Annotated in this window: 17 protein-coding genes; 15 read left to right on the forward strand and 2 right to left on the reverse strand. The window is 60.9% G+C overall.

The genetic code is table 11. The features are described 5' to 3' along the window. Positions 1-4,335: VCBS domain-containing protein (locus KH208_RS09995; protein ID WP_291435937.1), on the forward strand; the 4,335-nt coding region annotated here is incomplete at its 5' end. A 312-nt stretch (positions 4,336-4,647) separates the two neighbouring features. On the opposite strand, the gene KH208_RS10000 is transcribed toward KH208_RS09995, so the two are convergent. Next, positions 4,648-5,121 (reverse strand): hypothetical protein, encoded by a 474-nt coding sequence (locus KH208_RS10000; protein WP_291435939.1) that lies wholly within the window; start codon positions 5,119-5,121, stop codon positions 4,648-4,650. Positions 5,122-5,277: 156 nt separating this feature from the next. Continuing rightward, positions 5,278-5,859: a hypothetical protein gene (locus KH208_RS10005; RefSeq protein ID WP_291435969.1), complete on the reverse strand. Its 582-nt coding sequence runs from the start codon at positions 5,857-5,859 to the stop codon at positions 5,278-5,280. On the opposite strand from KH208_RS10005, the gene KH208_RS10010 reads away from it, so the two are divergent. From KH208_RS10010 to KH208_RS10075, 14 genes are all read left to right on the forward strand, one after another. Beyond that, a complete protein-coding gene (locus KH208_RS10010) occupies positions 5,758-6,321 on the forward strand; it encodes a hypothetical protein (RefSeq protein ID WP_291435965.1) in 564 nt (187 codons plus the stop codon). The genes KH208_RS10005 and KH208_RS10010 overlap by 102 nt on opposite strands. Before the next feature lie 167 nt (positions 6,322-6,488). Next, positions 6,489-6,764 (forward strand): DUF2325 domain-containing protein, encoded by a 276-nt coding sequence (locus KH208_RS10015; protein WP_008683651.1) that lies wholly within the window; start codon positions 6,489-6,491, stop codon positions 6,762-6,764. 148 nt (positions 6,765-6,912) lie between these two features. Next, on the forward strand, positions 6,913-9,144 hold the full coding sequence (gene feoB, locus KH208_RS10020) for a ferrous iron transport protein B (RefSeq protein ID WP_291435941.1): 2,232 nt from the start codon (positions 6,913-6,915) through the stop codon (positions 9,142-9,144). 237 nt (positions 9,145-9,381) lie between these two features. Then, positions 9,382-9,870, forward strand: coding sequence for a thermonuclease family protein (locus KH208_RS10025; protein WP_291435943.1), 489 nt, complete (start codon positions 9,382-9,384; stop codon positions 9,868-9,870). A 549-nt stretch (positions 9,871-10,419) separates the two neighbouring features. Then, on the forward strand, positions 10,420-10,845 hold the full coding sequence (locus tag KH208_RS10030; protein WP_291435944.1) for a hypothetical protein: 426 nt from the start codon (positions 10,420-10,422) through the stop codon (positions 10,843-10,845). Then, the gene (locus KH208_RS10035) at positions 10,842-11,369 is read left to right on the forward strand and encodes a 3'-5' exonuclease (RefSeq protein WP_062251909.1); all 528 of its coding nucleotides are present in this window, start codon (positions 10,842-10,844) and stop codon (positions 11,367-11,369) included. Before KH208_RS10030 ends, KH208_RS10035 begins: the two co-directional genes overlap by 4 nt. A 214-nt stretch (positions 11,370-11,583) precedes the next feature. Further along, entirely contained in the window at positions 11,584-11,997 is a 414-nt protein-coding gene (gene flgB / locus KH208_RS10040; RefSeq protein ID WP_291435946.1) for a flagellar basal body rod protein FlgB, read from the forward strand. A 13-nt stretch (positions 11,998-12,010) separates the two neighbouring features. After that, a complete protein-coding gene (flgC, locus tag KH208_RS10045; protein ID WP_008683663.1) occupies positions 12,011-12,451 on the forward strand; it encodes a flagellar basal body rod protein FlgC in 441 nt (146 codons plus the stop codon). Positions 12,452-12,476: 25 nt separating this feature from the next. Next, the gene (fliE, locus tag KH208_RS10050) at positions 12,477-12,923 is read left to right on the forward strand and encodes a flagellar hook-basal body complex protein FliE (protein WP_367114959.1); all 447 of its coding nucleotides are present in this window, start codon (positions 12,477-12,479) and stop codon (positions 12,921-12,923) included. Between the two features lie 399 nt (positions 12,924-13,322). After that, the gene (gene fliF, locus KH208_RS10055; protein WP_291435949.1) at positions 13,323-14,969 is read left to right on the forward strand and encodes a flagellar basal-body MS-ring/collar protein FliF; all 1,647 of its coding nucleotides are present in this window, start codon (positions 13,323-13,325) and stop codon (positions 14,967-14,969) included. Further along, entirely contained in the window at positions 14,950-15,168 is a 219-nt protein-coding gene (locus tag KH208_RS10060; protein ID WP_291435951.1) for a flagellar M-ring protein FliF, read from the forward strand. The genes fliF and KH208_RS10060 overlap by 20 nt, the downstream gene beginning before the upstream one ends. A gap of 169 nt (positions 15,169-15,337) precedes the next feature. Beyond that, a complete protein-coding gene (gene fliG, locus KH208_RS10065) occupies positions 15,338-16,333 on the forward strand; it encodes a flagellar motor switch protein FliG (RefSeq protein WP_008683673.1) in 996 nt (331 codons plus the stop codon). A gap of 131 nt (positions 16,334-16,464) precedes the next feature. After that, the gene (locus tag KH208_RS10070) at positions 16,465-18,126 is read left to right on the forward strand and encodes a FliH/SctL family protein (protein ID WP_291435954.1); all 1,662 of its coding nucleotides are present in this window, start codon (positions 16,465-16,467) and stop codon (positions 18,124-18,126) included. Between the two features lie 48 nt (positions 18,127-18,174). After that, positions 18,175-19,671, forward strand: coding sequence for a FliI/YscN family ATPase (locus tag KH208_RS10075; protein ID WP_291435956.1), 1,497 nt, complete (start codon positions 18,175-18,177; stop codon positions 19,669-19,671). Positions 19,672-19,738: the final 67 nt, after the last annotated feature.

The raw sequence follows: 19,738 nt of genomic DNA on the forward strand, positions 1-19,738 counted from the left end.
GGCCTGGGCGTGGGAGAAAAACTCACCGACACGTTCAGTTTCACGGTTTCCGACGGCCACGGGGGCACGGCTAGCAATAGCCTGACCCTGACCATCAACGGCACCAACGACGCGCCCGTGCTGGTCCCGACAATCTTGGGCATTGCCAAAGACAGCGCCATTACCAGCGGCACGCTGTCTCTGCCCACGGATGCGGATGTGCACGATGTGGTCAGTTTCACCCCGCAGACCAATGCGCCGGGCAGTTACGGCACGTTCACTCTGAGTGCCGACGGCCACTATGCCTATACCTTGAACACCTCTCTGCCCGTGGTGCAGGGCCTGGGATCCGGCGAAAGCCTGACCGACGCCTTTACGGTCACCGTGTCCGACGGACACGGCGGCACGGCTTCCGCTGTTGTGACCATGAGCATCAGCGGCAGCAACCAGGCACCCACGGTGGCCGCGGCCACAGCCGTGATTCTTGAGGATGCGGTCAGCGTCAGCGGCGATTTGCCTGTGCCCACGGATCCGAATATCCATGATGTCCTGACGTTCATCGCCCAGAGCAATGTGGTGGGCAGTTACGGCAAACTCACTCTGGACGTTGCCGGGCATTATACCTACACCCTGAATAATGCCTTGCCCGTGGTGCAGGGTCTGGGCGTGGGTGAAAAGCTCACCGATACATTCACGTTTACGGTGTCGGACGGGCACGGCGGCACGGTTTCCAATACGTTGACGCTGACTATCAACGGCACCAACGATCTGCCCGGTGTGGGGGCGGCTACGGCTTCCATCATCGAGGACGCGGTCGGCGTCAGCGGCACGCTGCCCGTGCCTGTGGACCCGGACCTGCATGATGTGGTGAGTTTCGTGCCGCAAACCGCCGCATTGGGGCTCTACGGCACGCTGAGCATAGATGCCGGCGGCAATTACACCTATACTCTGAACAACGCGCTGCCCGCGGTGCAGGGCCTGGGCGTGGGTGAAAAACTCACCGACACCTTCACCTTCACTGTGTCGGACAATCACGGCGGCACGGCCACAAACACTCTGACCCTGACCATCAACGGCACTAACGACCTGCCCACGGTGGCTTCGGCCGCGGCCTCCATTATCGAAGATACGGCCGGCATCAGCGGCAAATTGCCCACGCCGGTGGATCCGGATCTGCATGATGTGATGAGTTTTGTGCCGCAAACCGCCGCATTGGGGCTCTACGGCACGCTTACGGTGGACGCCTCGGGTAATTACACCTATGCCCTGAACAACGCCTTGCCCGTGGTGCAGGGCCTGGGAGTAGGGGAAAAGCTTACCGATACCTTCACCTTCAAAGTCTCGGACGGGCACGGCGGCACGGCCTCCAACACCCTGACCGTGACCATCAACGGCGCTAACGACGTGCCCGTGCTGACCGCGGCCACGGCCGCCATCTTTGAGGATGCGGCCACTGTCAGCGGGAAACTGCCCGCGCCGGTGGATCCGGATCTGCATGATGTGGTGAGTTTCGTGCCGCAAACCGCCGCGTTGGGGCTCTACGGCACGTTGAGCATAGACGCCGGCGGCAATTATACCTACACCCTGAACAATGCCCTGCCCGCGGTGCAGGGCCTGGGCGTGGGTGAAAAACTCACCGACACCTTCACCTTCAAAATCTCGGACGGGCACGGCGGCACGGCTTCCAGCACTCTGACCCTGACCATCAACGGCAGCAATGACGTACCCACGGTGGCCGCGGCCGCGGCCGCCATCTTTGAGGATACGGCCGGCATCAGCGGCAAGCTGCCCACGCCGGTGGACGCGGATATCCATGATACCCTGGCGTTCATTGCCCAGACCAACGCGGCGGGCCTGTACGGCACGCTTACGCTGGATGCCAACGGCAATTACACCTACACCCTGAATAATGCCTTGCCTGCGGTGCAGGGCCTGGGAGTAGGGGAAAAGCTCACCGATACCTTCACCTTCAGGGTGTCCGACGGGCACGGCGGCATGGCCTCCAACACCCTGACCGTGACCATCAACGGCACCAACGATATACCCACCGTGGCCGCGGCCACGGCCTCCATCTTTGAGGATGCGGCCACGGTCACCGGCAAGCTGCCCACGCCGGTGGACGCGGATATCCATGACACCCTGACATTCACCACGCAGACCAATGCGGCGGGCCTGTACGGCACGCTCACCCTGGACGCCTCGGGCAACTACACCTACAAACTGAATAACGGGCTGCCCGCGGTGCAGGGCTTGGGCGTGGGCGAAAAGCTCACCGATTCCTTCACGTTTGTGGTTTCCGACGGCCATGGGGGCACCACAGCCAACATCCTGACCCTGACCATCAACGGCACCAACGACGCGCCTTCAGTGGGCGCTTCCACGGGCATCATGGTCAAGACCGACGCCACCCTCAGCGGGCGGCTCGTCACGCCTACGGACCCGGACAACGATCTGGACCATATCGTCAGCGACACCCTGACCTTCACTCCTAAAGTCAATGTGCCCGGCAGCTACGGCAGATTGACGCTCAATGCCGACGGCACCTATGTATATACTCTGAACACCGGCCTGCTGGCTGTGGTCGGCCTGCTTCTCAACCAGAAGCTGACCGACACCTTCACCTATACCGTGACGGACGGTCACGGCGGCACGGCCTCCAACACCCTGACCATAACCATCAAAGGCGGCCTCGGCAGCCTGCTTTCACTGGATGCGGTCACCACCGGGCTGGTGGACACGGCGTCCAATGTGGTCGGGGCAGTGACGGCTCCACTGAATGCCGTGGGCAACGTGGCTTACTCCCTGGTGGACAACGCGGGCTTGGGCCTGGGTGTGGGTCTGTACGGCAGCCTGACGCTTCAGGCCAACGGCACGTATAACTATCAGTTGAATACCGGTCTGTCCGCTGTCGTGGCGCTGGGCGTGGGTGAGAAGCTCACGGAAACCTTCACCTTTACGGCCACGGATTCCCTGGGCAAGACCGCCACAAGCACCATCTCTATTGCCATCAACGGAACCAACGACGCGCCGCAGGTGCTGCCGGTGGCACTTTCCATCGCGGAGCACGGCAGCAGCATCGTCTCGGGCCTGCTGAACATCACGGACCCGGACAGCCACGATACGCCGCACTGCGAGCCCGGCAGCACAACGGGCAGTTACGGTACCCTGATCGTCAACGCCAACGGTTCCTATTCCTATGTGCTTGACCAGCATTCCTCGGCCGTGCTGGGGCTCGGCGTGGGCGAAACCCTCACCGAATCCTTCCCGGTCACTGTCGTGGACGGTCACGGCGGCTCGGCAAGCACGGTGATCAAGATTACCATCAACGGGCAGAACGACGCGCCCACGGTTGCCGCGGCCAATGTCGATCTTTCGGTGACGACGGTTCTGAGCGGATCCTCGGGCCACGGGCTTGAGGGGATATTGCCCACCCCGCACGACCCGGACATCCATGATCTGCCGACCTATGTGCCCCAGCATGAAACCCACGGCCTGTACGGCGACCTCACGCTCCAGGCGGACGGCTCCTATGTCTACACCCTGCACGACAATCAGACCGAGGTGAAGAATCTCGGCCTGGGCCTCTCGCTTCAGGATGTCTTTACCTATACTGTGGATGACGGGCACGGGGGCACGGCCACCAACACCCTGACGCTCACCATCCACGGCTCGGACGCTGCTCCGGCAGTCATGGCCCTGGCTTCCCTGGGGGTGGACAGCGCGCACGGGGACAGCGCACCGGCAACCGTGCTTTCCGCCACTGTCGCGCCGGATACGGAAGCACTGGACCATGCCGTGGCGGATAACCTGCTGGACGGCGGAAGCACGCATAACTCCCTTTTCAGCGCGGACATGGCGACCGTTGCGGGGGATAACGCGGCGACAAGCCCAAGCACGCAGGAAGGGCAGAGTTCCCCCGGCCATGAAACCGGCGCGTCCCCTGCGGCGCAGCCCGCCGCGCAGGACGGCGGCGAGACGGAGGGCTTCTTCCATGACCAATCCTCCACATACAAGGAGCCCATCCTCAGCGAGGATGCCGAAGACAGCCTGTTCCCGTCCGGCGCGTCGTCGCCGACGGCGCAATCGCTGAACGCCGGAAGCTCCGCCGTGCAGGAAAGCGGGCAGGCGGGAGCTGAGACGCCCGCAGCCGCCCTGGGCCACGAGAGCGCCGCGGTACATACCGCGGCTGCGGTAGCCGCGCCGGATACGCACGGCCAGGCGCAGCAGGAAAGTCCCGGCACAGCGCAGTCGGCACCCGCCGCGCCTGCCGAGACAGCGGTTGCCGATGCCTCGGCCAGCGCCTCCCATGCCGATCAGCTTGCTGCTTTGCAGCATCTGGTCCAGAACGGCCAGTAAAGGCGGAAAAACAGGGCGGCTCCGGTTGAAATCAGATGCTGAAATCCTTGGCGGATACAGCCGGAGCCGCCTGCTTTGTATGTGCTTGCATGAACGGAGGAGTAAAATGATTTTCAGGCAGATTTGATGAAGAATCAGTGCAGTTCACGCATAAAATGCGTGAACTGCACTGCAAATCCTTGCCGCATAATGCGGGTAGGCGGGCTTTGTTCGCCGGAAACGAGTATTTCAAGCGTTGAATGTTCTAAAGATGTTTTGTAAAAGAAATATGCACAAAAAATAGAGTTCAAAATATTATTTTTCTCTGTTCAATTATAACATAATGTTGCATATAATTATATAAAATACTATATAAAAAGAATATGTGAAGATGATCTGCATCTTCAATATATCCAGTTCATCGTAGGAATAAAAGTCCAGGTAGTTCTTTTTCCAGGTATTATCATCCATGAAGTTTGCGATATAGCCAAGTTCAACATTGATGTTGAAGTTTTCGTACATTTTGTAGATGTTGACGAGATTGAATTCGAGCAATCCGTCATTGCTCGTCATGTACGGACCCTCAAAATGGTTGTTTGTGCTCTCCCATGCGTAGGCCGTATCCATGTACTTGACCATAGCAGGGGAGTTTGTGCCGCCCCAGTAAGCCACCCGCAACGTGTGCGTGAGTTTTTCCGTGAAGCTTATATCGGCCAGTTGCAGACCTGCGCCCCAGGTTCCGGCCAAAGAATCGTTCAGATCAAGAAAGTCGCCGCCGGGTCCCCAGGCGAGGTTGCCGTCTCCCATGAAGGATGTCAGGAAGGTATAGGGACAGACCGATGGCATCCGCTCGGACCCGTTCTTTATATTGCCGTCATCGCCCGAGACGTACCAGCCGAAGATGCCCGGAGTGCCCCAGTCCAGATTGTCCCCGATAAGAGCCTTGACCAGCCAGCCCTGACGTTACGTGGAGCCGCGACGGATGTCGTTGGGGTCATTGCGTGTGAGAACGTCGAACTTGCCCATTTCTTCGACATAGCCGTAATTGAGATCAAGTTCGATGTTCCAGGGGTCGAAGCTTCTGATCTTGACCGGAAGACCGGCCCAGAACATGCTGCCGTAAGTCTTGGAGGTGCTGCCGTAGCGGCTGACATTGAGGCCGCCGCCTTGCCGAGCGCGTTGAGGTAGGGGGTAGCCGCGCTGTTTCTGTTCACCCGCCTGTTGATCAGGAAAGTCTCCCGTCCGGCCAGGGCCCTGGCGGACTGGGCCGCCGAACTGGACGAGCAACGCCTGAAAGAGGCGCCGCCGGATTTCTGCTATCCGGAATTGAACAACCTGGCCGCATTGATCCGGAAAGGCCTTGTGGCCGAGCATCGAAGCCTGGAACGTGAACGGCTGTTTTTGCAGTACAGCAGCCATGAATTGCGTACGCCCATCAGCGTTGTGCTCGCGGCCACGGAACTGCTGCGAAAGATTATGAGCCGCCGCGGCGCGGACCGGGAAATGGAAAAGTCCATTGTCCAGCGCATTGACCGCGCCGGGCATACCATGACCCATCTGGTGGAAACGCTGTTATGGCTTGGACGGGATGTGGCGGAAATGCCCGCGCCCGGCATGGTGGATATCGATGCGCTGCTGAAGGAGATAGTCCATGATACAAATAAATTATATATTGAAAAAGATCTGAAGTTCGTTCTGGAAACGGCCCCCTGCCGGATGCTTTTGCCGGAGGCCGCGGCACGTATAGTCCTGGGCAATGTTGTGCGGAACGCATTCCAGCATACCTTGCGCGGTATCATTCACATCAGCCAGCACGGCGGCGTGGTCGAAGTGGTCAATTACATGGCCAGAGAAAGCGATCTCGCGGGAGACATCGGTTTCGGGCTTGGACTGGAATTGACGCGGCGGCTGACGGCCCGGCTCGACTGGCTTTACACAAGCCAAGCTTTTCCCGGCCGGAACGTGGTGACTGTGCGCCTGTCGGAAACGGTGGCTTTGCCCTGTTGACGCAGGGCAGCCGTTGCGGCGGATTTTTTCAGCAAATCGGCAGGGGTTATGAAAATTATCTTGACTTTGAAATTCATTTTCAATTATAAAGAGGTCACGTAAAGCGGATACAAACGGTTCTTTTCGCCACGGGGGTCAGCGGGAAGGCCATAGCCAGGAGAAAAGCTATGTGCGTTACCTTGATCGGCGGCATGGACAGGCTGAAGCCCGAGTATATCGCGGCGGCTAAGGAAGGCGGCCACAGTCTTAAGTGCATCAGCCGCAATGAACGGAATTTCATGGACAAGATCGGCAATCCGGACAGGGTGATCGTGTTCACCAACAAAATTTCCCACGAGGCCAAGCGCAAAGCCATGCAGTTGGCAAGGTCGCGCAATATTCCCATCCATATGGTGCATTCGTGCGGCGTCTCCTCATTGCGGGAATGCCTGCGCTCGTCATGAATGCTTGACATCCGGAGGACAAGTAGCTAGTTCATTTCGGAAATGAATTTCATTTTTATGGAGTCCCGGCAATGAGAGATATTCGGGTCACGGATTGTGGGCGGCAGGTGGTCCCTGCCGCCGGTTATGCCATGGGGGAGGTTCCGGCATGAGTGCGGTGAGGCAGTTCAAATCGGTGGAGGAAATGCACGGCGGATCATCCGCAATGGTACGCATTGCGCTGGCGGGCAATCCCAACTGCGGCAAAACCACGGTGTTCAATGGGTACACCGGGGCCCGTCAGCATGTGGGCAATTACCCCGGCGTGACCGTGGACAGAAAGGAAGGCCAGCTCGTCTTCAACGGCGAGACGGTGACACTTGTAGACCTGCCCGGAACCTACAGCCTGACCGCCTATTCCCAGGAAGAACTGGTGGCCCGACGCGAACTGGCGGCCAACAATGTGCAGGCCGTCATCGATGTGGTGGATTCCTCCGCTCTGGAACGCAATCTGCTGCTGACCGTGCAGATGCTGGAAATGGGCATGCCCGTTGTGCTGGCCTGCAATATGATGGACGAGGCCCGCGCCGCGGGCATCCATATTGATATGGACCGGCTGGGCCGGATGCTGGGCATTCCGGTGGTGCCCATGGTGGCCCGTACCGGCGAGGGACTCAAAAAAGCCATGGAGCTGGCCGTTGGCCTGGCCCGGGCGGGTAAACGGGACCCCTTGCGTCTTTCCTACGGCGCGGACCTAGATACCGCGCTTCTGGAGCTGGAAAAAGGCATTGAGAGTTCCGGCCTGCTGGCCGCGCGGTACCAGTCCCGCTGGGTGGCGCTCAAGCTGCTTGAGGGCGACGGGGACATGCTCAAAGAAGCCCGCGCCGCCGACGCCAAAACCACGGCCGAACTGGAAGCTGTCTGCAAAAAGGCGGTGGCGCATGTCCGCGACACGCTCAACACCAATATGGAATCCGTGATCACGGACCACCGTTACGGCTACATCCGCAGCATCCTGCGTGACGGCATTGTGAGCCAGGATCCGGGCAAAAGCCGTCTGGCCCTTTCCGACAAGCTGGACAAAGTGCTGACCAATGCCTTTTTCGGTCCGCTGATCATGCTCGGCGTGCTCTACCTGATCTACCAGATCACCTTTGAGGTGGGCGCGTATCCCCAAGGCTGGGTGGAAGACGGTTTTGCCTGGCTGGGCGACTTCTGCACCAAAGTGCTGCCCGAGGGCTTGGCCCAGTCCTTGGTCGTGGACGGCATCATCGCCGGTGTGGGCGGCGTGGTCAGTTTCGTGCCCCTGATCATGATCATGTTCGCCCTGATCTCCTTCCTGGAGGACAGCGGCTACATGGCCCGCATGGCCTATATGATGGACCGGATTTTCCGCTTCTTCGGCCTGCACGGCGCCTCGGTGATGCCCTATGTTATTTCCGGCGGCATCGCGGGCGGCTGCGCCATTCCCGGGGCCATGGCCACCCGCACCCTGCGCAGCCCCAAGGAAAAGCTGGCGACCCTGCTGACCTTGCCGTACATGACCTGCGGGGCCAAACTGCCGGTCTTCCTGCTGCTGGCCGGGGCCTTTTTCCCGGAAAACGCGGCCACGGTCATGTTCCTGATCATGATTACCGGCTGGGTGGCGGCTCTGGTGGTGGCCCGCCTGCTGCGTTCGTCCATCGTCAAGGGCGAAGCCACGCCTTTTGTCATGGAACTGCCCCCGTACCGCATGCCCACATTGTTCAGCGTGTTGCTGCACTGCTGGGAACGCGCCTGGATGTATTTGAAAAAGGCCGGTACTGTGCTTCTGGCCATTTCCGTGGTGATCTGGGCCGCCATGACCTTCCCGTCCCTGCCTGAAGAAGCCGCCGCTCCTTTTGAGCAGAAGATCGAACAGCTCGAAACGCAGGTCAACGCGCTGCCTGAAGGCGTCGAGGGGCGCGAGGCCCTGGAAGGGGAACTGGCCGATGCGCGCGACCAGCTCGGCGAAGAGGAGCTGGCCTACTCCGTGGCCGGGCGTCTGGGCAGGTTCGTGGAACCCGTGACCAAACCCGCCGGTTTTGACTGGCGTACGGACATCGCCCTGCTGGCCGGCATCGCCGCCAAAGAAGCCGTGGTCGCCACCATGGGCACCGCATATGCGCTGGGCGAGCAGGACCCCGAAGACGCCGCGCCTCTGGCCGAACGCCTCAAGAGCGATCCCTCCTGGTCCAAGGCCACGGCCCTGTCCCTGATGCTCTTCGTGCTGCTCTATTCGCCCTGCTTCGTGGCCTTGGTGGTCATCCGGCAGGAGGCCGGAAGCTGGGGCTGGGTGGCTTTCAGCATCCTGTTCAACACGGCGCTGGCCTATGCCATAGCTGTGGGGGCCTACCAGATCGGCCGGACCGTCTGGGGCTAGAGGCAATTTCCTGTTTGCAAAGGTCTGACCGCGCGGGCGGCGTACGCCGCCCGCGCGGCACATGATCGTCCTCCGTTTTCAAGGCGGATCCGCCTTGTCGGCCCGCGCCGCATGTCTTGACAAAGGCGTTGCGGCGCGGGCATCATTTCCGGCATTGCGTTCCGCCCGCCGCCGATCCGCGTCGCGGACGGAATCACGCGACGTCGCCGCCGCTATTCCGGCGGCAGAGGAGAGCGCATGGGTATGCGGGCCGGAGCCTGTTTGCTGGTCATTTTTCTTTCCCTTTGGCTCTGTCCCGGCGCACGCGCCTGGGATGCCTATGTGGTGCGGGTGGAGGACGGTAACACCATCTCGGTCAGCGAAAAGGCGGACAGGGACGAGCCCATCACCATTCTCCGTTTTTACGGCATTGACGCGCCCTCCCTGAGTCAGCCCTTCGGCCCCGAGGCGCGGGACTTTCTGCTCCGCCTGATGCCCAAGGGCACCAAGGTGGGCGTGGACAGCGTGGGCGAGGACGACAAGGGCGCGGTGAGCGCCCTGGTTCAGGTGGCCGGAACATCCGTCAATTACCAGCTTTTGGTCGAGGGCCTGGCCTGGGTGAACCGTTCGAGGTGCAAGGCCATGTTCTGCCGCCGCTGGTACATTCAGGAGCATCAGGCCGTTGTGGACCGGCGTGGTCTCTGGGGCCTGAATATGAGCACGCCGCCCTGGCAGTGGAGCCGGTGAGCGGCGGGCCTGGGGCCTGTTAACGCTATGCCTTTTTGTCCTCCTGCCGCGTGCGGCAGCCGTTGTCCGAAGGACTTACGGATGGCGACAGCATTTGCATGGAACAGCTTGTGTCGTTACGCATGTTGTCTTCATCCGTAGCTTCCTGCGTCGCAACGGCTGAAGCCGGATTTCACCTGCTTTTTCGGTCTAGTACCAGATCGCTGCTGTCCTCAGTCGTAAGCAGCTTCGCTGCAACGACTGAGGCAAGAGTATACTTTCTCAAAGCAGGTTTATCTTCCTTGCAGGCGAACAAAAATTCTATAGTGTTAACAGGCCCTGGAGCAGATTAACTTTGAAATTTTACAAATTTCAAAATCGGCATTCCGGCGAAAAACGTTGTTACCGTTGCTGTCGCTCCCCGTATGGCTCCGTTGTCGCCAACGGGGATAGCCCTTCGGGCTGCCTTCGGTCGCTTCGCCGGAATCCACGCCACGTTGTGGCGGTTGCCGCTTTCGCGTCAGCAGAGCAATTTCAAAGTGAAATTGCTCTAAAATGCAAGGAGTGGATATGAGCGCTGTGTGCCCGCAGGACGTGCGGGATTTTTTGGACAACTGGCAGGCTGACCCGTTGAAGGCCAAAGAGGCTTTCGTGGTCTACAAGGACTTTCTCGTGGGCCTGCCCGGCGTGAGCCTGGATTTCAAGGCCCGGCCGGGCATCAGCTATTCCCTGCGCGCCCGGCATGAGGCGCAGCGGAAGCGCGAGCTTTTCGTGCTGGTGGACGTGGTGGACGACGAACCGGAAAGCCGCTGGCTGTCCGTCTGCTTTTACGCCGACATGATTACGGATCCGGACGAAAAGGGCGATTACGTGCCCGAGGGCCTGATGGGCGAGGACGCCTGCTGCTTCAACCTGGATGAGGACGACGCGGCCATGCGCGCGTATATCGCCGCCCGTCTGGCCGAAGCCGCCCGGGCCGCTGCCGTCAAGGCATGAGCGTACTGAGCGGCCCCTGTGTGGCCATTGATTTTGAAACGTCCGGCTATGCGGCCCACAGCGCCTGCGCTGTGGGCCTTGCGCGCATTGAGGACGGCCGCGTTACGGATTGCTTTTACCGTCTGTTGCGGCCGCCGTCCGCGCGCGTGCTGTTTACGGAAATCCACGGCCTGACCTGGCCCATGCTCAGGGACGCGCCCACCTTCGCCCAGGCTTGGCCGGAAGCGGGCGCGATATTGTGCGGAGCGCATTTTCTGCTGGCGCACAACGCCTCCTTCGACCGGCGCGTGCTCCTTGCCTGTTGCCGTGCCGCCGGTCTGCCCGCGCCGGAGGCGCCTTTTCTCTGCACCCTGAAAGGTTCGCGGCGCAGCCTGCCCCTGCCGTCCAAAAAGCTCAATCTGGTCTGCGAGTATTTCGGCATCGCGCTCAACCACCACAATGCCGCCTCCGACGCGCAGGCCTGCGCCGAAGTCTATCTGCGGCTGCGCGGCCTCGGCGTCACGGACGCCCAGATGCGCCTCTGAGCGGCGTCATGGCCCTGTTCGGAAAAACGCCCTTGCCGGAATCCTGACTTTCGCCGCATCCTGTCCCCGCTCTGAAGGGACTTCGGCCGCGCCAAAACCTTGGCGCGGCTTTTATTTTTTATCCGCAATTATCTGAATTCGTACAGGAAACAGACTGTGGAACAAACTTTGCTTCTCCGGGGCAGGCATTCCTGCCGGGAATGCGGGAGGCTTTATGAAAAGTATGTTCAACAGCCAGATCGGTCTTGTCAGCCGGGTCATGGATATGCAGCTGCAGCGGCAGAACGTGATCACCAGCAACCTGGCCAATGTGGAAACGCCCAACTACAAGCCGCGTGAGCTGGCTTTCGAAAAAGAACTGCAAAGCGCGCTGGGCCTGGATATGAAGGGCCGCATGAGCGCCACCAGCGAAGGGCATATGCCGGCGGCCTTTAATCCGGACAATTTCGGCCCCGAATGGTCCAAGCAGTTCAAGCCGCGCCAGATCCACGGCGAGGACCGTGTCAGTCTGGACAAGGAAATGGCCAGGCACGCCAAGAATCAGCTGCAATACACCGCGCTTACCCAGATTATGAGCAAAACCTTCGAAGGCATGTCCACCATAATCCAGGACGGCAAGCAGGCTTAGCCGGGAGATCGTTATGGATTTTCTGACCGCGCTCGATATCGGTGCTTCCGGACTGACGGCGGACCGCACCCGTATCAACACCATTTCCATGAACCTGGCAAATGCCAAAACCACGCGCACGCCCCAGGGCGGCCCCTACCGGCGGCGTACCGTGGTGCAGGCGGCCACGGACGTGGACGATCCTTTTTCCGTGCACATGCGCTCGGCCCTGGACCGCGAACTCAAGGGCGTGCGCGTCATGGCCGTGACCATGGACAAACGCCCGCTCAAGCAGGTCTATGAGCCTGGGCATCCCGACGCCAACGCCGAGGGCTATGTTTCATACCCGGACATCAATGTGGTGGAGGAAATGGCCAACCTGATGAGCGCCCAACGCAATTACGAGGCCAACGTCACCACCGTGGAAGCCATCAAGGGCATGTACAACAAGGCCCTGGAAATCGGCAAGTCATAGGCCGTGCAGTCGATAGGAGTATGTTATGAGCGTTCAGGCACTGGGCTTGCGGGCCTACAGCGATGCGTTGCAGCACTTCAACAAGGTGGATGGCTCTCTCAAGCAGGGCATGCCCGTGGGCAAACAGACCCTGTTTTCTCACACCCTGGACCAGAGCCTGCTGCGCGACAGCGTGGACAAAGGGGAGACTTTCGGCGCGCAGGCTGATTTTATCCGCTACCCTGACCAGCAGCACACGTCCGTCACGCCGTCCAACAGCTTCGGCGACACGATCAAAGGCTCGCTGAACAAAGTCAATGAACTGCAGAGCGCCAAGGCCCAGGCCATTGACGACTTCGCCTCGGGCCGCAGTCAGAACGTGCATGAGCTGATGATCACCATGCAGAAATCCAGCCTGGCCATGAAGCTGACCAGCGCCGTGCGCGGCAAGGTGTTGGAGGCGTATAAGGAAATTTCCAAGATGCAATTCTAGAAGCGTCATCACGAATATCTTTTCGGTTATCTCTGCGTCAAACTTCGCCCGCTTTTTCAGTCGAGTACCATAAGAGTACACTCCTTCAAAACGGGCTTGGTTTCCTTGATATAACACGAAAATCTATCTCGTGACGACACTTTCCTGCGACAGGTCCGCATTTCCCGCACGATAAAAAAATTTCTTTCCGCACAACAGTCAGCCCCGCGTCCGTGTCCGGCGCGGGGCTGACTGTTTTCAGGTCTTGCGTCACAAATTTGAACAGTCGTGACGACTCGCCTGGTATTTTATTAAATATTGTTGTTTTTCAGTGGGTTAAAAATTGGCATGGCAATTGCTATTCTTGGGCAATGCCCGGCTTGCTGCCGGAAAGACTGAGAAAGGACCGGGGGAAACGCCATGCCCGCTTTCATTGCGAATTTCGTGGACATTCTGAAGGGAATCTGGAGCAAGATGAGCGTCATTCAGCGCGTGGCCGTGGCAGGCGGCGCGGTGGCGCTGCTTGCGGCTGTCATCGGGCTCTCGGTCTGGATGGGCCGACCCGAATACCGCGTGCTCTATTCCAATCTGGGGGCCGAAGACGCCAGCCATGTGGTCAAGGCCCTGCAGACCGACAAAATTCCCTATCAGTTGGCCGACAACGGGGCCACCATCATGGTGCCCAAGGAAGTGGTCTACGACCAGCGCATCAAAATCGCCGGAGAAGGCGGTCTGGTGGGGCAGGGCATCGGCTTTGAAATTTTTGACAAGGTCAAGGTGGGCCAGACCGACTTTGTGCAGAAAATCAACTACACCCGAGCGCTCCAGGGAGAACTTTCGCGCACTATCAGTGAATTCCCCAGCGTGGAGAGCGCCCGCGTGCATTTGGTCATCCCGCAGCGCAGCCTCTTTGTGGAGGAACGCCAGTCCCCCTCGGCCTCTGTGGTGCTCAAGCTGACCAATCCCAACAGCAAGCCCGATCAGAAAGAAATCAACGCCATTCTGAACATGATGCTCATGGCCGTGGAAGGCCTGGACAAGGGCCATGTGTCCATCACGGATAATGGCGGCAAGGTGCTCTATCAGCCGGAAGAAGACAGTCTGGCCGGAGCCAGCAGCACCCAGATGGAGCACCGTCTCCAGGTGCAGCGCAATCTGGAGCGGCGCATTGAGGAAATGCTGCAACCTTTGTTCGGGCCGGGCCGGGTCATCGCCAAAGTCAACGCGGACATGGATTTCAGCCAGAAAACCATTCGCCGGGAATTTTTCGATCCTGAAAAAACCGCCGTGCGCAGCGAGCAACGCAGTGAGGAAAGCCAGCAGGGCCGCGCCAACCTCGAAGCGGGCGCTCCGGACGCCAATTTCCGTGGCGACGGCATCACCGGCTCGGTTTCGGACCAGAACGGTACTCGTGAAACCCGCACCACCAACTACGAAATCAACAAGGAAGAGCAGCAGATCGTCGCCAATGTGGGGGATTTGCGCCGCCTGACCGTTGCGGTTATCATTGATGGGACGTATGAAAAGGCTGACGGGAGGTGGTCCTTTGTGCCCCGCAAGGCGGAAGAGCTGGATCGCGTGCGGCAGCTGGTTTCCAACGCCGTGGGCCTGGACAAGGGGCGCGGCGACTTGCTGGAGGTGAGCTCCGCTCCCTTTACCGATTCGGAACCGCCCAAGGATCCCAATTTCGCCGACTTGCTGGCCGATTACGCCGAACGTCTGGGCAAACCGCTGCTCAATGCCCTGTTGGCCTTCCTCTTCCTGATGCTGATCGTGCGGCCCGTGGTGCTGGCCCTGATCCGGCCCAAGGTGGAGGCCGGGGAAATGGTGGAAGGCCTGGAAGGCCTGCCCGCCGCCGAGGAGCAGCTCGCCCTGTATGAGGCCCTGGAGGAGGCGGCCAAGGCCGACGAGGAAGGTCCCGAACAGGAAGAAGATGACGGCGAGTTGGTGTTCAAGGATATTGAAGCCCTGAAAGCGCACATCTTTACCCTTTCCGACAATCACATGGAACAGGTGGTGACCTTGGTGCGCGGATGGATGAGAAATGATGAAACAGCAAAGGCCTGATCTTAAATCGCTGCCGTCCGGGGGAGGGGGGACGTCCCGTCTGCCTTCCCTGGCCGAGCTCAAGGCTTTGCGGCATGCCCAGAAGGAAACCAACCAGCGGGTGGAGGAGTTGAAACTGCGCCTCTTCCACATCACGGAACAGCACATGGACCAGGCTGTCCGGCTGATCCGACGCTGGCTTGAGGACAGGGAAAAATAACAACGGGCGTACCCGAGCTTTAGAGCATTTTCACCATGAAATTCTTTTTGCTGTTAAAATGCTCGGCCTTGCGAGACGAAGTGGAGCAAGGCTCGCGAGATTTCCGTAGGCGGGCGTTGCCCGCTGCCAAGCGGAAATCTCAAGTGCAATTACTTTTAAGGAGTAGGGGATGGAGTTGACCGGCCATCAGCGTATTGCCGTGTTGTTGCTCGCCATGGGCGACAAATTTACGGCTGACGTCTTTAAGCGCATGGAGCGGCAGGAAATAGCCGATGTCTCCAAAGCCATTGTGGAACTGGAGCCCGTGCCCAGGGAAACAGTGGAGGAAGTGCTGCGCGAGTTCCATGAATCCCTGGTGGACGGCGTGGATATGATCTCCGGCGGCAGCGACACCGTGAAACGTCTGCTGGTCAAGAATCTGGATCCGGAAACCGCCAAGTACGTCATGGACTCCCTGAGCCTGGACACCGGTCCCGCGCCTTTCCGGGAGCTGGAGCAGGTGAGCCCGCGTCTGCTCTCGCAGATCCTGCGCAATGAGCATCCCCAAACCCTGGCTCTGATCATGGGCCACCTCAACCCGGATCAGGCCGCCAATTTGTTGACAAGTCTGCCCGCCGGCGTGCGCTCCGAAGTGCTCACGCGTCTGGCCAAACTGGAATCCGTGCCCGAAGACATGCTCATGGAAGTGGACAAGGTGCTCACCAGCCAGCTTATCGCCATGGGCGGCAAGGAAGGCAAGAAGGTGGGCGGCGTGCAGTCCGTGGCCGAAATCCTCAACGCCGTGGACCGCGCCACGGAAGAGGAAGTGCTGTCGGAAATCGAGGAAGACTCCGCCCAGATGGCCGAGGATATCCGCAACCTCATGTTCGTCTTTGAGGACTGCAAGAATATCGATGACCGGGGCGTGCGCGAACTGCTCAAGGAGATTTCCAACGAGGATCTCACCCTGGCCCTGCGCGGGGCCAGCGACGATCTCAAGGACAAATTTTTCAAGAACATGTCCGAGCGCGCGGGCAACATGATCCGCGAGGAGCTGGAGTTCATGGGGCCCACCAAGCTCTCGGACGTGGAAACCGCCCAGCAGAACATCGTCAAGATCGTGCGCCGCCTGGAAGCCGAAAACAAGGTGGTGGTCAGCCGGGGCGCGGGCGAGGTCTTCGTCTAGGCTCAGCTTTGAAATGCTGCGGATTTCAAAGCTGACGCTGCCGTCAGAGCATTTCAACATTTTCAACGTTGAATGCTCCAACCTTCGTGCGGCCCCGGCGGCGGCTCAAACTGTAACTGCGGGAAGCGGCCATGGCGTCAGACGAATTGCGCAAAAAATGGGGCACCATCTTCATGGGGGAGCGAGAAGCCACCGTGGAGCAACTGGACGCCATGCAGGAGCCCATGCGCCGCGAGCGGCTCAAACGGGAGCAACAGGAAGATTATCTGGAGCGGGTGCGCGCCAGAGCGGCGGACCGGGCGCGCGAGATTCTCGGCGCGGCCTATGCTGAACGCCAGAAAGTGCTGGAAGAGGCCAGAGCCGAGGCCGAGGCCGAGCGACAAAAGCTGATCCGCGAAGGTGAAGCCCTCAAGGCCGCCGGTACGGCCGCTCAAGAGCGGGCCGCCGCCGAGCTGGCCGCGGCCGCGGCCGCGCGTGAAGAGGCCGAACGCATCCGCGAGGCGGCCCACGACGAAGGCTTTCAGGCCGGAATGGAGCAGGCCGGGGATGAACTCAGGGAATTTCGCGCGGATCTGGGGCAGTCCCTGGCCGTGGTGCTGCGCGCCATTGACGCCCAGCGGCAGGCCATCGGCGATTCCTGGCGTGAGGAGCTGGTGGAACTGGTGCGGACGGCCGTCGGCGCTGGCACGGGCTGGTTGCTGGACAAGGAGCATGAGGCCATTTTGCGCTCCCTGGTTCTGGAGGCCCTGAACCTGCTGGAAGACCGGGCTACGGTGACCGTCCGCGTCAATCCCGAGGACGAAGCGACGGTCAGCGACATGTTCATGGCCGCGCGCGAACGCGCGCCGGAACTCAAGCAATGGATCGTCAACGGCGACGCGGCCGTTGAACGCGGGGGCCTGGTGGCTGAAAGCGTCAGCGGCAGCGTGGACAGTCGGCGCGAGCATTTCCGGGAACTGATGGACGGCATCCTGAGCCATCTGGCTTTGCCCGTGCGCGAGGACGAGGAAAAGGACGCGCCCGCCGTGCATGAGCTGGTGGAGCGCGAAGTACGGAAAATCGCGACGCTCGCGCCCGAACCGGACCATTCGGTTGAGTTCGCGCCTGACGCCGCCCTTGACGCTCCTTCCGAGATCATCCCTGCGCCGGACGCTGTGCCCGCTGTTGATACGGCCTCTGCATCCGGTTTCGAACCGGATCTGCCGCCGGAATCTGACGCTGCCCCGGCTTCCGCTGTTGCGGGAACGGCCCGATCCGTCACGGAAACCGAGCCTGACAGCGCCGCTCCCGGGGCGATGCCGCCTCCAGCGCCCGACCCTGCGGCCCCGTCAGCGTCTGAGCCCGGCGCAGCCTTCATATCTGCGGAAGAACCCGAATCTGGCCGTGCGGCACCGCCGCCGAGCTCGGTCGCGCCGGAGCCGGAAGCCGAAATTCCCGTTGCTCCCCCGATACAGGAAGTACGGCCCGAACCCGCGCCGTCCGTGGATGCGGTCGTGCGGCCCGAGGTTTTGGCCGAAGATTTGCCCGAAGCGTGGCTGCCCCCTCTGGGCGAGGAAGAGCCCCATATCAAAGTCGCTCCCCCTGCCGCCGCCAGGCCCGAAGCCGATACGGACGGCTACGAAAGCACGGCGGCCGCGGCCGTATTTGACGCGGCCCCAGGCGCGCCCGCCGCTTCGTCCAAGGAGAATCCCAGCCTCGCGGAACTGGAGGAAGAGCTTTTTCCCGTGGAGAACGGGGACGAGCGCGAGGTGCTTTCCAATGGCGGTTTTTTGCCGGGCGCGGACGACAAATAGAATTTAACACGTGAACCGCTCTGGCGGCGGATCGGGAGTAAGAACGTCATGAAACTGGACCCGCGCGCCTGTTCCCAGCTGTTGCGCGCCAGCAATCCCATCCGGCTGTTCGGCAAGGTCAACAAGGTGGTGGGTCTGGTGGCCGAGGGCGGCGGACTGCGCGCCCCCTTGGGCGCGGTCTGCCATATGCTGCCCGACGGGGAAAGCGAGGGCATCGCCGCGGAAGTGGTGGGTTTCCGTGACGGCAATCTGTTGTTCATGCCCTATGGGGACATGCGCGGCATCCGGCCGGGCAGCCTTATCCGCAATACCAGTTTGCCGCCGGTCTTTCCTGTGGGGCCGGAACTGCTGGGCCGGGCTTTTGACGCCTTCGGCACGCCCCTGGACGCCGGGCCGCCCGTGAGCGCGGAAATCTACACCTCGCCCCTGCCCGCCGGGGATCGGGGCCAGGCCGACTTTCAGCGCCAGCTGGAAATCCAGGCCCCTTTCACGCCGGAATGGGCCGTAAAGGCCAGAGCCCAGTGGCATCCCGAACTGACCCCCATTTACGCCGACCCGCCCAGCCCGTTGCAGCGTCCGCGCATTACGGACATTCTGGACGTGGGCGTGCGTTCCATCAACAGTCTGCTGACCTTGGGCAAGGGGCAGCGCGTAGGCATCATGGCCGGTTCCGGCGTGGGCAAATCCACGCTCATGGGCATGATGGCCCGCTATACCAGAGCCGACGTCAACGTCATCGCTTTGATCGGCGAACGCGGCCGCGAAGTGGTGGAATTCATGGAGCGCGACCTGGGCCCTGAGGGCATGGCCCGCTCGGTGCTGGTCATCGCCACATCGGACCAGTCTCCCCTGGTACGCATGCGCGCGGCCTACGCGGCCACGGCCGTGGCCGAATATTTCCGCGACAAGGGCATGGACGTGCTGTTGATGATGGACTCCGTGACCCGTTTTGCCATGGCCGCGCGCGAAGTGGGCCTGGCCGTGGGCGAGCCGCCCACCACCAAGGGCTATACCCCCTCGGTCTTCGCCCAACTGCCCAAACTGCTGGAACGCGCCGGGCGCTCGGCCAAAGGCACCATCACCGGCATTTACACCGTCCTGGTGGACGGCGACGACTTCAACGAACCCATTGCCGACTCGGTGCGCTCCATTCTGGACGGGCATATCGTGCTCACCCGTGATCTGGCGGACCAGGGGCATTTCCCGGCCATCGACGTGCTGCGCTCCATCAGCCGTCTGCGTTCGGACATCTGCCGGCGGGAGGACGTGCTGGCCGGGCGGGTGATCACCCGGCGCATGAGCACCTTCCGCCGGGTGGAGGACATGGTCAATATCGGGGCCTACGCCAGGGGCAGCAATGCGGAAATAGACGAAGCCATTGCCGCCATGCCGGACATCAACGCCTTTCTCTGCCAGGATGTGGGCGACCCGCAGTTTCTGGAACAGTGTATGGCGCAGATGCGGGCCCTGGCCCAGGTGGGCCAGCCCGCGCCACCCGCGCCACTGCCCGGAGGCGCCCAGGTGGCCCCCCTGCCGCAGGGCTAAGCATTCCCGGTGCCGCCTTGCGGCAAGCCCTGACGGCCTTCGCACAGGTGTGCCCTCGCTCTTCGTC

It is taken from the genome of Desulfovibrio sp., from assembly GCF_018379785.1.
GTDB lineage: Bacteria > Desulfobacterota > Desulfovibrionia > Desulfovibrionales > Desulfovibrionaceae > Desulfovibrio.

Coding starts and splice junctions, on each gene's coding strand:
- fliE (WP_367114959.1), top strand. CDS start 12,477: ATGAGCGTTCAGGCACTGGGCTTGCGGGCCTACAGCGATGCGTTGCAG.
- KH208_RS10015 (WP_008683651.1), top strand. CDS start 6,489: ATGTGCGTTACCTTGATCGGCGGCATGGACAGGCTGAAGCCCGAGTAT.
- feoB (WP_291435941.1), top strand. CDS start 6,913: ATGAGTGCGGTGAGGCAGTTCAAATCGGTGGAGGAAATGCACGGCGGA.
- KH208_RS10075 (WP_291435956.1), top strand. CDS start 18,175: ATGAAACTGGACCCGCGCGCCTGTTCCCAGCTGTTGCGCGCCAGCAAT.
- KH208_RS10035 (WP_062251909.1), top strand. CDS start 10,842: ATGAGCGTACTGAGCGGCCCCTGTGTGGCCATTGATTTTGAAACGTCC.
- fliF (WP_291435949.1), top strand. CDS start 13,323: ATGCCCGCTTTCATTGCGAATTTCGTGGACATTCTGAAGGGAATCTGG.
- flgC (WP_008683663.1), top strand. CDS start 12,011: ATGGATTTTCTGACCGCGCTCGATATCGGTGCTTCCGGACTGACGGCG.
- KH208_RS10000 (WP_291435939.1), bottom strand. CDS start 5,121: ATGGGAGACGGCAACCTCGCCTGGGGACCCGGCGGCGACTTTCTTGAT.
- KH208_RS10005 (WP_291435969.1), bottom strand. CDS start 5,859: ATGCCCGGCGCGGTCAATGCGCTGGACAATGGACTTTTCCATTTCCCG.
- KH208_RS10030 (WP_291435944.1), top strand. CDS start 10,420: ATGAGCGCTGTGTGCCCGCAGGACGTGCGGGATTTTTTGGACAACTGG.
- KH208_RS10060 (WP_291435951.1), top strand. CDS start 14,950: ATGAAACAGCAAAGGCCTGATCTTAAATCGCTGCCGTCCGGGGGAGGG.
- KH208_RS10025 (WP_291435943.1), top strand. CDS start 9,382: ATGGGTATGCGGGCCGGAGCCTGTTTGCTGGTCATTTTTCTTTCCCTT.
- fliG (WP_008683673.1), top strand. CDS start 15,338: ATGGAGTTGACCGGCCATCAGCGTATTGCCGTGTTGTTGCTCGCCATG.
- flgB (WP_291435946.1), top strand. CDS start 11,584: ATGAAAAGTATGTTCAACAGCCAGATCGGTCTTGTCAGCCGGGTCATG.
- KH208_RS10070 (WP_291435954.1), top strand. CDS start 16,465: ATGGCGTCAGACGAATTGCGCAAAAAATGGGGCACCATCTTCATGGGG.